The 12,434-nt window shown below is 65.9% G+C and carries 12 protein-coding genes and 2 tRNA genes; 6 read left to right on the forward strand and 8 right to left on the reverse strand.

Translation table 11 applies throughout. The annotated features are described in order from the left end of the window. Positions 1–125: 125 nt before the first annotated feature. The 5 genes from AC1ME3_RS10550 to rpsA form a co-directional block, all read right to left on the reverse strand. A complete protein-coding gene (locus tag AC1ME3_RS10550) occupies positions 126–551 on the reverse strand; it encodes a DUF4112 domain-containing protein (protein ID WP_480953103.1) in 426 nt (141 codons plus the stop codon). A 5-nt stretch (positions 552–556) separates the two neighbouring features. Then, a complete protein-coding gene (locus AC1ME3_RS10555; protein WP_480953104.1) occupies positions 557–2,029 on the reverse strand; it encodes an ABC transporter substrate-binding protein in 1,473 nt (490 codons plus the stop codon). A 53-nt stretch (positions 2,030–2,082) separates the two neighbouring features. Next, a tRNA-Leu gene (locus AC1ME3_RS10560) sits at positions 2,083–2,166 on the reverse strand. A 106-nt stretch (positions 2,167–2,272) separates the two neighbouring features. Beyond that, positions 2,273–2,551: an integration host factor subunit beta gene (locus tag AC1ME3_RS10565; protein ID WP_056060417.1), complete on the reverse strand. Its 279-nt coding sequence runs from the start codon at positions 2,549–2,551 to the stop codon at positions 2,273–2,275. A gap of 175 nt (positions 2,552–2,726) precedes the next feature. Next, on the reverse strand, positions 2,727–4,445 hold the full coding sequence (rpsA, locus tag AC1ME3_RS10570) for a 30S ribosomal protein S1 (RefSeq protein ID WP_056060414.1): 1,719 nt from the start codon (positions 4,443–4,445) through the stop codon (positions 2,727–2,729). 277 nt (positions 4,446–4,722) lie between these two features. Between rpsA and AC1ME3_RS10575 the strand changes: the two genes are divergently transcribed. Continuing rightward, positions 4,723–4,980 carry a SemiSWEET family transporter gene (locus AC1ME3_RS10575; RefSeq protein WP_056060411.1) on the forward strand — a complete coding sequence of 86 codons (258 nt, stop codon included), beginning with the start codon at positions 4,723–4,725 and terminating at the stop codon, positions 4,978–4,980. A 308-nt stretch (positions 4,981–5,288) separates the two neighbouring features. Here AC1ME3_RS10575 and cmk read toward each other — a convergent pair whose 3' ends face one another. Both cmk and aroA read right to left on the reverse strand, forming a co-directional pair. Further along, complete coding sequence (gene cmk, locus AC1ME3_RS10580; protein ID WP_056486788.1) at positions 5,289–5,924, reverse strand: (d)CMP kinase; 636 nt, start codon at positions 5,922–5,924, stop codon at positions 5,289–5,291. 1 nt (position 5,925) lies between these two features. Beyond that, positions 5,926–7,260 (reverse strand): 3-phosphoshikimate 1-carboxyvinyltransferase, encoded by a 1,335-nt coding sequence (gene aroA, locus AC1ME3_RS10585; protein WP_480953105.1) that lies wholly within the window; start codon positions 7,258–7,260, stop codon positions 5,926–5,928. A 99-nt stretch (positions 7,261–7,359) separates the two neighbouring features. On the opposite strand from aroA, the gene AC1ME3_RS10590 reads away from it, so the two are divergent. Both AC1ME3_RS10590 and AC1ME3_RS10595 read left to right on the forward strand, forming a co-directional pair. Next, positions 7,360–7,686, forward strand: a complete 327-nt coding sequence (locus AC1ME3_RS10590) for a TIGR02300 family protein (protein ID WP_480953106.1) — start codon at positions 7,360–7,362, stop codon at positions 7,684–7,686. 96 nt (positions 7,687–7,782) lie between these two features. Beyond that, positions 7,783–7,858, forward strand: a tRNA-Ala gene (locus AC1ME3_RS10595). Between the two features lie 43 nt (positions 7,859–7,901). Here the strand turns inward: AC1ME3_RS10595 and AC1ME3_RS10600 are convergent. Next, positions 7,902–8,795, reverse strand: a complete 894-nt coding sequence (locus tag AC1ME3_RS10600; RefSeq protein ID WP_480953107.1) for a LysR family transcriptional regulator — start codon at positions 8,793–8,795, stop codon at positions 7,902–7,904. A 94-nt stretch (positions 8,796–8,889) separates the two neighbouring features. Here AC1ME3_RS10600 and AC1ME3_RS10605 point away from each other — a divergent pair, with 94 nt between their 5' ends. From AC1ME3_RS10605 to AC1ME3_RS10615, 3 genes are all read left to right on the forward strand, one after another. Beyond that, positions 8,890–10,056, forward strand: coding sequence for an isovaleryl-CoA dehydrogenase (locus tag AC1ME3_RS10605; RefSeq protein ID WP_480953108.1), 1,167 nt, complete (start codon positions 8,890–8,892; stop codon positions 10,054–10,056). A gap of 148 nt (positions 10,057–10,204) precedes the next feature. Next, a complete protein-coding gene (locus tag AC1ME3_RS10610; RefSeq protein WP_480953109.1) occupies positions 10,205–11,806 on the forward strand; it encodes a carboxyl transferase domain-containing protein in 1,602 nt (533 codons plus the stop codon). Positions 11,807–11,810: 4 nt separating this feature from the next. Further along, on the forward strand, positions 11,811–12,293 hold the full coding sequence (locus tag AC1ME3_RS10615; RefSeq protein WP_480953110.1) for a nuclear transport factor 2 family protein: 483 nt from the start codon (positions 11,811–11,813) through the stop codon (positions 12,291–12,293). The last annotated feature ends 141 nt before the right edge of the window (positions 12,294–12,434 follow it).

Below are 12,434 nucleotides of genomic sequence, written 5' to 3' on the forward strand. Positions count from 1 at the left end.
TAACTCGCCCATCGTCGAGTCATCCCCGCGCAGGCGGGGATCCATATTGGCTAACATTCGAGATCATTTGGAAGGCTAGCCAGTATGGCTTCCCGCCTACGCGGGACTGACTGTTGTGTGGCCGGTTATCCCTGAAGCGTCGTCGTCGACGGATAATGCTTGTCGAGATGGCGCTTGATGATCCGCAGGTTGCGCGTGTTCGAGCGGAAGAAGAAATCCGGGATCGCGCCGACGAACGGGATCATCCCGAACGCCCAGTCGATCCCGACATTGCCGAACATCCGCGCCATCTGGATCTTCGACATGCCGATGTTGCGCGCTTCCCACGCCATCCACGCGCCGACCGCCGCTGCGATCGTGCTGCCGGCGAACGGGATGATGTCGAGCACCACGTCCATGCCGACCTTGCGGTTGGTACCGGGGATGACGAACAACCCCTCCATCACGCGCTCCATCGCCTCGACGCGTCGGCGCACCGACAGCGCGTCCTTGCCGAGCGGCAGCGTCTGGAAGATTTCGCCGGGGGCGATGCGGGTGGTGCGCGGGTTCATCGGCCCTAGTTGGTATCGGCGCGCAACCGGTTCAACGGGTGCCACGCGCGGGTGTTCGCCTGCCATTGGCGGAGGCGTGGGGAGACCAGCGACCAGCGCAAGGGCCGCGCCAGCGGGATGAACGCCACGTCTTCGTTCATCGCGGCATCGGCGGCGGCGATCCTCGCGCCGCGTTCGGCGAGAGTCGGCGCCTCGCGTGCCGCTTCCAGTGCCGACCGTGCCGCGTCGCCGCACGCGACGCAGGCCGCCGCCAGATACCAGCGCGCGCTGTCGTAGGGCGCTACCGCGTCAACCAGCTTCAGCTCGGCGGCGTCGTCGATCCCGACTCGCCGGGGGACGATACCGATCGCCATCAGCGACGCCGCGACCTGCGCATACAGCAACGTCGCCCCCGGCCCGGTGGGCAGCGCGACCCGCAGCTCGATCGGACCCGGAGTCTGCTGCTTCCAGCCTGCGACCCGCTGACGCGCGGCGGCGCGACGTTCGTCCTGCGTCAGCAGCGTCCACGCCGGCACCTGCGGCAGCGAGGCTGAATCAAGGATATCCGGCAGGATGCGGTCCGCCGGGTCCCAGTTCGGCGCGACCGCCGCGGTCACCGCCGACCGGTCGATCGCCTGCGACACGGCGGCGCGGTTGGCGGCATCGGCCAGGAACCCGTCGCGCCGGACGATCGCCAGTCCGAATAGCCCGACCGCCGGATCGACGCGGATGTTCGCCGGCGCGATACTGGTCACCGCCAGCAACGGCCAGTCGACGAAGCTGCCCCCGCTCACCAAATCGGAGTCGCGATTGGCGAACCGCGCGATCGCGCGCGCCGCACGCTCGCCGATCAGCCGGACGTCCTCTTGCGGCTTTGCCTCGCGCTGGTCGTCGGGATCGGCTTGGCCGGGATCGAATGCCGGGCGCAGCAACGGTGCACGACCGCGATGCGCCACGCGGAACGGGCCGGTCCCGCCGGTCGGACGCAGTCGCAGCAACGCAAGTTCGGGTTGCGCGAACAGCTTGAGCAAGTCGGGGCGGGGCCGCGACAGCCGCACCTCGATCACCTGCGGGGTCATCACGACGATCTCATCGATCGCGGTGAGGAACGGCGCGAGCGGATTGCGCGCGCCCGCCGCTGCCCGAGCGGTATCGGGGCCGCCAATCTGTCGTCGGAGCATCGTCACCACCTGTTCGGCGGTGACGGGCGTACCATCGCCCCAGTCGCCCTCGCGCAGGCGGAAGATGTAGCTCATCCCGCCGTCGATCACGATCCAGCGCTCGGCGATCCCCGGCTCGATCTGCCCCGCGGCATCGAACCGAACCAGCCCCTGCGCGGTCGAGTCCATCAGCAGGCGGGCAGGGGTGTCGAGTGCGACGCGGCTGGCATCGGCGACATGCGGGACCCCGCCAATCGCACTGACGACCACCGCGCCGGTATCCGGCCGCCGATCGCACGCGGCGAGCGCGACGCATCCGGCGATCAGGCCAACCGTCAACGGTATCCGAGAGCTGCGAGCGCGGAAGGCCGACATTAGCGAGGCAAGATGGTTGGTGCGGACGGCGGGACTCGAACCCGCACTCCTAGGGAGGGAGATTTTAAGTCTCCTGCGTCTACCGGTTTCGCCACGTCCGCACACGCGCCCAACAAGACGAGGTCGGGCGCAGGGTCAACCCATCTTGCTTGATCGCCGGCATATTCCTGTGCGTCAGGCGCGCAGGCCAGCATCAGCTGGTAGCGCTCACACGTTCAGGCGTGAGCGCATCTCCTTGCCTGGCTTGAAATAGGGCACGCGCTTGGCCTCGACCTCGACGACTTCGCCGGTACGCGGGTTGCGGCCGGTCCGTGCATCGCGCGCACGCGTGGAGAATGCACCGAAACCGCGCAGTTCGACTCGACCGTCGGCGGCCAGTCGCTTGGATATCTCGTCGAAGAAGGTGCTGACGATCAGCTCCACTTCGTTAGGCTGTAGGTCCGGATGCGCCTCGGCGATCTTAAGGACCAGTTCAGATCGGATCATTCGAGCCCCCGCCCATCTAAAAAAACGCGTACAGATTGATACAGGTCAACCTGCGAGGCATTAGCACTTATTACCGAACAGTCAAAAACCAAAGTGGATCTGACAATAAAAAGCCCGACATGTTCGAGACATGCCGGGCGTTTTCATCGATAAGCCGTTAGGCTTTTCTTAACACTTACTTCTTCTCGGCGTCCGTACGAGCCTTGAGAGCCTCGCCCAGGATGTTGCCGAGGGTCGCGCCGGAGTCCGACGAACCATACTGAGCGACAGCCTGCTTCTCTTCCGAGATCTGCATGGCCTTGATCGAGAAGGTCGGCTTCTTCGAACGATCGAAGCCAGTGACCATCGCGTCGAACTTCTGGCCGACCTGGAAACGCTCCGGACGCTGCTCGTCGCGATCGCGACCCAGATCCGTGCGCTTGATGAAGCCGGTCGCGCCATCGTCGCCCTGCTGCACTTCGAGGCCCGCGTCGCGGACTTCGAGAACGGTCACGGTGACGATCGCGTTCTTGTTCAGCTTGTCGCCTGCTGCTGCGATGCCGCCGGCCGAAGGCCCGCCACGCTCGAGCTGCTTCATGCCGAGCGAGATACGCTCCTTCTCGGCGTCGATGTCGAGCACGACGGCCTCGACGGTCTCACCCTTGCGATGCAGGTTGAGCGCGTCCTCGCCCGAAACACCCCATGCGATGTCGGACATGTGGACCATGCCGTCGACGTCGTTGTCGAGGCCGATGAACAGACCGAACTCGGTCGCGTTCTTGACTTCGCCTTCGACGGTCGAACCGATCGGATGAGCGGCAGCGAATGCCTCCCAAGGATTGGCCTGAGCCTGCTTGAGGCCGAGCGAGATACGACGCTTCTCGGAATCGACTTCGAGGACCATGACGTCGACTTCCTGCGAGGTCGACACGATCTTGCCCGGATGGACGTTCTTCTTGGTCCAGGACATTTCCGACACGTGGACGAGGCCTTCGATGCCCGCTTCCAGCTCGACGAACGCACCATATTCGGTGATGTTCGTGACGCGGCCGGTGAGCTTCGCGCCGACCGGGTACTTGACCATCGCGCCATCCCAGGGATCGCTCTCCAGCTGCTTCATGCCGAGGCTGATGCGCTGGGTGTCCTTGTTGATGCGGATGATCTGCACCTTGACGGTGTCGCCGATGTTCAGAACTTCGCTCGGGTGACCGACGCGCTTGTAGCTGAGATCGGTGACATGCAGCAGGCCATCGATGCCGCCGAGGTCAACGAACGCACCGTAATCGGTGATGTTCTTGACGACGCCGTCGATGATCTGGCCCTCGGCCAGGCTGAGGATCAGGCCCGAACGCTGCTCTGCGCGCGTCTCTTCGAGAACGGCGCGACGCGATACGACGATGTTGCCGCGCTTGCGGTCCATCTTCAGGATCTGGAACGGCTGGGGGATATCCATCAGCGGGGTGACATCGCGCACGGGGCGGATATCGACCTGCGAGCCGGGCAGGAAGGCGACGGCGCCGTTCAGGTCGACGGTGAAGCCACCCTTCACGCGGCCGAAGATGACGCCTTCGACGCGGGTCGTCTTGGAGAATTCGGTTTCCAGCTTGTCCCATGCGGCTTCGCGACGGGCGCGATCGCGGCTGAGCATCGCTTCGCCGTGGACGTTCTCGACGCGGTCGACATAGACTTCGACTTCGTCGCCGACCTTGAGGTCAGCCTTCTGGCCCGGCGCTGCGAATTCGCGAAGCGGCACGCGGCCTTCCGACTTCAGACCGACGTCGATGACGGCCATGTCGTTCTCGATGCCGGTCACGGTGCCATGCACCACGCGGCCCTCGAAGCTGTCGGCGTCGCCGAGCGTTTCGTTCAGCATCGCCGCGAAATCGTCGCGGGTCGGCATTACCTGGGTTGCCATAGAATTCAGTAATCCTAGTCTGTTTCCGGCCAAGCGGTTGGGTCCGCTGGTCTTGGCCTTCGTTGCCGCGACGACCGAACGCCGGCGCAGCATCCGGACGGCACGAAGGCTGCGGAGGACGTAGACGCTGAATGCGAAAACGGCGCGTGAGACTCGAGGGTCTCCGCGCCTTCCTCCACGAGCATCGCTCGCCGGACGGCTCCGTATAGCCGAAACCCCGTCTCGGAGCAAGTTCGCCGCTGCTTCGTTAGGGGCCGCTCACAACAGGAGCGAAGATTTGAACGAACGCGGCATTCTCGTGCTGGGCTGGGTCGCCACCGTGACGGCGATCGTGATGTACCTGTCGTACATCGACCAGATCATGCTGAACCTTGCGGGTCAGAAGGGATCGGTGGTCCAGCCGTTCGCGACGATGGTGAATTGCGCGTTGTGGGTGGGGTATGGGTTTTTGAAGGACAAGCGGGACTGGCCGATCGTCGTGGCGAATGCGCCGGGGGTGGTGTTCGGGGCGGTGGCGCTGGTTACTGCGCTTTAGGGGAGCGTGGGTCACGTCTTAGGGTAGCGTGAGTCAAGTTGCTGTGCGCGGCGGAGCTGGGGGCATAACGGGCGGCGCCCCTCTTCCTTGTTCTCCCGCCAAGGCGGGAGCCCAGTCTGGGTCCCCGCCTTCGCGGGGAGACAGTATTGGTTCACGTTGGCTTACCCCAACAGGGCAACCACCCCGGCGAAGGCCGGGGCCCAGTTGGAAAGGTCGCAGTAACTTAGTGCTGCCCTCAGTTAGCAACGCCCCCCAACTGGGCCCCGGCCTCCGCCGGGGTGGCGCAGCTTTTTTGGACGGCGGAAGGCTTAGACCGAAACCTTCTTCGCCCGCTGCGCCTCAACCAACGCAACAGCCCTTTGCACCGAAGCCTCGATCGACAGAAAACTAGTATCCAGCAAAGCAGCATCCGCCGCCATCACCAGCGGCGCGGTCGACCGCCCGCTATCCCGAGCATCCCGGGCCCGAATATCCGCCAGAACCCGATCCTTGCTCGCAGTCCCACCCCGAGCCTGCAACTCCGCATGCCGCCGCTGCGCCCGAATATTCGGCGTCGCCTTCACGAACAGCTTCGCATCCGCATCCGGCGCGATCACCGTGCCGATATCGCGCCCATCCAAAATCGCACCACCCTCCTGCGCCGCAAACCGCTTCTGCCGGTGCAGCAACGCCGCACGCACCAGCGGATGCGCCGACACCACCGACGCCAGCGCGCCGATATCGTCGTCGCGCAACGCCGGATCGCTGAGCAGCGCATCGCTGAAATCGCACGCCGCGACCGCGTCCGCCTCGGTCTCCGGATCGAGCCCCATCCGCGCCACGCTCAACGCGACTGCACGGTACAACAGCCCGGTATCGAGATACGGCAGCTTGTAATGCTTGGCCAAGGCACGCGCGATCGTGCCCTTGCCCGATGCCGCCGGACCGTCGACTGCGATGATCATCTTAATTCCCCCGGCCGGTAAGCGCATCGAGCGACCGGAAGAACACGGGATAGCTCGTCGCCACCGGCGATACATCATCGATCGTGACGGGCTGAACGGCGCCAAGTCCAGCCACGACCATGCTCATTGCGATGCGGTGGTCGAGTTTCGAGGCCACCCGAGCGCCACCGCGAATCGCCGCGCCGCCCGACCCGGTGATCGCCATGCCGTCCTCATACTCTTCGCAAGCCACGCCGCAGGCTTCGAGCGCGACCCGCATCGTCGTGACCCGGTCCGATTCCTTCACGCGCAACTCATGCGCGCCGCGCGCGACGGTCGTGCCGGCCGCGAAGGCGGCGGCGACGAAAAGCACCGGATATTCATCGATCATGCTCGGCGCGAGATCGGCCGGCACTTCGATCGCGGTCAGCGGCGCATGCCGCACGCGCAGATCCGCGACCGGCTCGCCACCGACGGTGCGCGGGTCGAGCTCGGTAATATCCGCGCCCATCATCCGCAACGCCGTGACGATCCCGATCCGCGTAGGGTTCAGCCCGACATTGCGCACGACGATATCCGACCCCGGCACGATCGACGCCGCGACCAGCCAGAACGCCGACGACGACGGATCGCCCGGCACGACGATATCCTGCGGCTTCAGCTCCGCTTCGCCGGTGATCGAGATAACGCGGCCCCGGTTCGTCTCCTCGACGGTCAGCTTCGCGCCGAACCCCGTCAGCATCCGCTCGCTATGATCGCGCGTCGCGACCGGCTCGATGACCCGCGTGATCCCCGGCGTGTTGAGCCCCGCCAGCAAAATCGCCGACTTCACCTGTGCCGACGCGACTGGCAGCGTGTACTCGATCGGCACCGCCGGGCAGATCCCGCGCACCATCAACGGCAGCCGCCCACCGGGCGAAGACGTGATGTCCGCCCCCATCTGCGACAGCGGCTCGATCACGCGTCCCATCGGTCGCCCCGACAGCGAAGCGTCGCCAGTGAAGGTGCAGGTGATCGGATGGCTCGACACTAGCCCCATCAGCAGCCGCGTCGACGTGCCAGAATTGCCCATCTCCAGCGCAGTCCCGGGCTGGAGCAATCCGCCGACGCCGACGCCGTCGACCGTCCAGATCCCGTCCTCGCCACGCTCGATCGTCGCCCCCATCGCGCGCATCGCAGCCGCGGTGGCGAGCACGTCCTCGCCCTCCAGCAGCCCTTCGATCCGACTGGTGCCGACCGCCAGGCTCGCGAACATCAGCGCGCGGTGGCTGATCGACTTGTCGCCGGGGACCGCGATCGAACCGGTCAAAGGGCCGCGCGCGACGACGTCCATCGAAGTGGGGAGGGGGTGTGCCATGGGGCCGGGCTTTTGACAGTGGCCTTGCGCTATGGCAAGGCGCGCCCACTTTGCGAGGGTATCCCCCCGCAATCCATTCATCCGAAAGGTTCTATCGGCATGATCAAGCCGGAATGGGGCACGAAGCGTTCGTGCCCGAAATGCGCGACGCGTTTCTACGACCTCGCAAAAGCCGACCCCGTGACCTGCATCGAATGCGGGTATGCGTGGGAGCCCGAACCTATCCTGAAGTCGAAGCAGCCGCTGCCGTTCGAGGTCGCCAAGCCAGACACCAAGAAGCCCGACGCGGATCTCGAGGGTGACGAGGAAGAGGACATCGCCTCGATCACCGGCGAGGACGAAGAGCCGTCGGCGGACGACGAAGTCGATCTCGGCGGCGACGACGACCTCGGCGTCGAGACGCCGCAGGACGAGCACGAGCGCTGATCTACAAGCGACGCGTGGAATAAATTTGGCAGGCGGCATTTACGCCGCTTGCCAACCCGGGCGGGTCCGGTTAGTGACCCGCCTCCCAACGGGAATGGGGCCGTAGCTCAGCTGGGAGAGCGTTCGCATGGCATGCGAAAGGTCAGGGGTTCGATCCCCCTCGGCTCCACCATTTCCGTTGATGACCGGTCCGCCGGGACAGCTTTTTACATGCGTCAGTCGAGATCGTCGGCACCGGCTCGCGCCGCGTACAGGTCCCTGAACGTCTCCTCGATCGCCGCGACCATCATGCTTCCTTCGATGCGCGAGGCGGAATCGTTCGCCACCAGCACGCCTACGCGCCGCGTCGGATCGAAGCCCGTCAACCGAATCATCGCGATGCCCTCGCTGGCAAAGCTCAACGGCATGACCGTCATACCCAGTCCTGCGCGGACATAGGTCAGCGCGCGGTCGTCGCTGACGGTGCGGGCGGCCATGAACGGGCGCACGCCGCGCGCGGTGAAGAAGCGGCTCGTCTCGGCCAGCGCTTCGCAGTGGCGGCGGACGATCATCGTTTCCTCGGCGACGTCGGCGACCGCGAGTGTGGCGCGTCCGGCCAGTCGGTGGTCGTTCGCCACCGCGACCGCGAATCCCTCCTCGAAGATCACGCGACCACGCGCATCGTCGCCGATCGCGCCGAGCATCACGTCGATCCGCCCGCGATCGAGCAACGCGACAAGTTCGCTGCTCCGTCCCTCAACAACTTCGAGGCGTTCAGTGGTGGAGGCCCGTCGCGCCCGGCCCAGCGCGGCCGCGATCCAGGACGGCGGCAATGTCGTCGCGATCCCGAGGCGGACGAGCTTGGTCGGAGCCGTGTCCTGCAAATCCCGCTCGGCGGCAGCGAACTCGGCTTCGATCCGACGCGCATGCACCGCGAACCGCGTGCCCGAGGGCGTGAGTTCGATCCGCCGGTTGGTTCGGAGGAACAACGTCTGCCCGAGCGACGCCTCCAGCTTGGCGATGCCGACCGACAGCGTCGGCTGCGAGATCCGGCATTGCGCGGCGGCGCGCGTGAAATTGCCCTGGTCCACGACCGCCAGGAAATAGCGCAACACATAGCGTTCGATCATAGACACGATCTATCGCATGTGTTCGGTCGTATCAATTTCTCTCGGGGACCGCGACCGAGTATCATGCCGGCAACACAAGGTCTGGAGAGGCTGCATGATACCCGATTTCGATTTCGCGCTCGGCGAATCCGCTGACATGATCCGTGAGAGCACGCACCGCTTCGCCACCGACAAGATCGCGCCCTTGGCCGCGAAGATCGACGCCGACGACTGGTTCCCGCGCGAGCTGTGGCCGGCGATGGGCGAGCTCGGGCTGCACGGCATCACCGTCGAGGAAGAGTTTGGCGGCTTAGGCCTCGGCTATCTCGAGCACGTCGTCGCCGTCGAGGAAGTGTCGCGCGCGTCCGCGTCGATCGGCTTGAGCTACGGCGCGCACTCAAACCTGTGCGTCAACCAGATCCGCCGCTGGGGCAATCCCGAGCAGAAGGCCAAGTATCTCCCCAAGCTCGTGTCGGGCGAGCATGTCGGCAGCCTCGCCATGTCCGAGGCGGGCGCCGGCTCCGACGTCGTCTCGATGAAGCTCAAGGCGGTAAAGACAGACACCGGCTACGTCCTCAACGGCACGAAGTTCTGGATCACCAACGCGGCCTATGCCGACACGCTGGTCGTCTATGCGAAGACCGGCGAGGGCTCGCGCGGGATCACCGCGTTCCTGATCGAGAAGGACATGCCGGGCTTCGCGATCGGCCAGAAGATCGACAAGATGGGTATGCGCGGCTCGCCCACCGCCGAACTCGTCTTCACCGATTGCGAAGTGCCGTTCGAGAACGTCATGGGTCCCGAGAATGGCGGCGTCGGCGTGCTGATGTCGGGTCTCGACTATGAGCGCGCGGTGCTGGCCGGGATCCAGCTCGGCATCATGCAGGCGTGCCTCGATGTCGTGATCCCGTATGTGCGCGAGCGGAAGCAGTTCGGGACGGCGATCGGCCAGTTCCAGCTGATCCAGGCGAAGGTTGCCGACATGTACGTCGCGCTGAGTTCGGCGCGCGCGTACGTCTATGCGGTGGCGAAATCGTGCGATGCGGGCAAGACCACTCGGTTCGACGCGGCCGGCGCCATCCTGCTGGCGAGCGAGAGCGCGGTGAAGGTGTCGCTCGAGTCGATCCAGGCGCTGGGTGGGGCAGGGTACACCAAGGACTGGCCGGTCGAGCGGTTCATGCGGGATGCAAAGTTGCTCGACATCGGCGCGGGGACGAACGAGATTCGCCGCATGCTGATCGGCAGAGAACTCATCGGAGCCGCCCTCAAGGTGGCACAGTAATGGCCCCCGCAAATCCTCCCCGGCACGGGGAGGGGGACCGCGTAGCGGTGGAGGGGGCTCACCCCGCACGTAACGCCGGCGGAAACCCCCCTCCACCCTTCGCCCAAGCGGACGAACGGTCCCCCTCCCCGTGCCGGGGAGGATTGGCATGACCGCCCCCGTCCTCACCTCCGCGCTGTCCCCCGACAGCGAAACCTTCCGCGCGAACGCCACCCACAACCGCGCCCTGGCCGAAACCCTTCGCGAGGACGTCGCCCGCACAGCGCTAGGCGGCAACGCCAAGTCCCGCGAGCGCCACACCTCGCGCGGCAAACTCCTCCCGCGCGATCGCGTCGAACGCCTCCTCGACCCCGGCTCGCCGTTCCTCGAAATCGGCCAACTCGTCGCCAATGGCCTCTACGATAACGAAGTCCCCGGCGCCGGCCTGATCATCGGCATCGGCCGCGTGTCCGGCCGCCAGTGCATGATCGTCTGCAACGACGCGACCGTGAAGGGCGGCACCTACTACCCGCTCACCGTCAAGAAACACCTCCGTGCGCAGGAAATCGCGCAGGAGAATCGCCTCCCCTGCATCTACCTCGTCGACAGCGGCGGCGCGAACCTGCCGCACCAGGCGGAGGTCTTCCCCGACCGCGATCACTTCGGCCGCATCTTCTTCAATCAGGCGCAGATGTCCGCGCTCGGCATCCCGCAGATCGCCTGCGTCATGGGGAGTTGCACCGCGGGCGGCGCGTACGTCCCCGCAATGTCCGACGAGACGATCATCGTCCGCGGGCAGGGGACGATCTTCCTCGCCGGCCCGCCCCTCGTAAAGGCCGCGACCGGTGAGGTCATCTCGGCCGAGGAACTGGGCGGCGCCGACACGCACGGCCGCCGCTCGGGCGTGGTCGATCACGTCGCCGAGAACGACGAGCACGCGCTGACGATCGTCCGCGACATCGTCTCGACGCTGCAACCGCAGGCGCAGACCGCGGTGAACCTCCAGCAGCCCAGGCCCCCGAAGTTCGCCCCCGAAGAACTGTACGGCATAGTCCCGAGCGACGTCCGCGCGCCCTACGACGTCCACGAAGTCATCGCGCGTCTCGTCGACGGCAGCGAGTTCCACGAGTTCAAGGCGCTCTACGGCACCTCGCTCGTTTGCGGGTTCGCGCATATCTGGGGCATCCCGGTCGCGATCCTCGCCAACAACGGCGTGCTGTTCAGCGAAAGCGCACAGAAAGGCGCGCACTTCATCGAGCTCGCCTGCCAGCGCCGTATCCCGCTGCTGTTCCTCCAGAACATCTCCGGCTTCATGGTCGGCGGCAAATACGAGGCGGAGGGTATCGCCAAGCACGGCGCAAAGCTCGTCACCGCCGTGGCCACCGCGACCGTCCCGAAGATCACCGTGCTGATCGGCGGCAGCTTCGGCGCGGGGAATTACGGCATGTGCGGCCGCGCCTATTCCCCCCGCTTCCTGTTCACCTGGCCCAACAGCCGGATCAGCGTGATGGGCGGCGAACAGGCCGCCTCGGTCCTCGCCACCGTCCACCGCGACGCGGACGGCTGGACGCCCGAGCAGACCGAAGCCTTCAAGGCACCCGTCCGGCAGAAATACGAGGACGAGGGCAACCCCTGGTACGCCACCGCGCGCCTCTGGGACGACGGCATCATCGATCCCGCCCAGACCCGCGACGTGCTGGGCCTGGCCTTTGCCGCGACGCTCAACGCTCCCATCCCCGAACGCCCCGCGTTCGGCGTGTTCAGGATGTAACCCGATGATCCTGCTGTCACTTCTCCTCGCCGCCGGTCAGATCACCCCGGTCCAGCCGATCGTCAAAGGCACTGGCCTGCCGCCCGCGGCCATGACCGAAGAGGCCGGCGTCATGGTCCCGATCGATGCGCTCTTCGCCGCGCTCGCCGCCCGCGACGGGCAGGCGATCCTCGCCCAGGTCCGTCCCGAAGGCAGCGCCACCGTCGCCGAGGAAAAGCCAGACGGCACGCGCTCGATCCGCCGCACCAGCTGGCCCGAGTTCGCCGCATCGATCAAGCCAGGCTCCGAGCGCTACGCCGAACGCCTCACCGATCCCGCGGTCGACATCGACGGCGACATCGCGATGGTCTGGTCGCCCTATGTCTTCACCATCGACGGCAAGGTGTCGCATTGCGGCACCGACCATTTCGACATGGTCCGCGAAGCCGGCCGCTGGAAGATCGCCAACCTCACCTGGTCGAAGCGCACCACTGGCTGCGCGAACTGACATGGCCTGTCCTACACCGCCCGCATCGGCTTATGCCGGGATCGCCATGCTGAAACAGCCGATTCCGTCCGCCGAAACCCGACCCCGCGCCGCCGTTTCGAACGCGAAGTGCACATTGCGTGGGCGTCTACACTTTCTATA

The organism is Sphingomonas sp. BL2 (assembly GCF_056680015.1).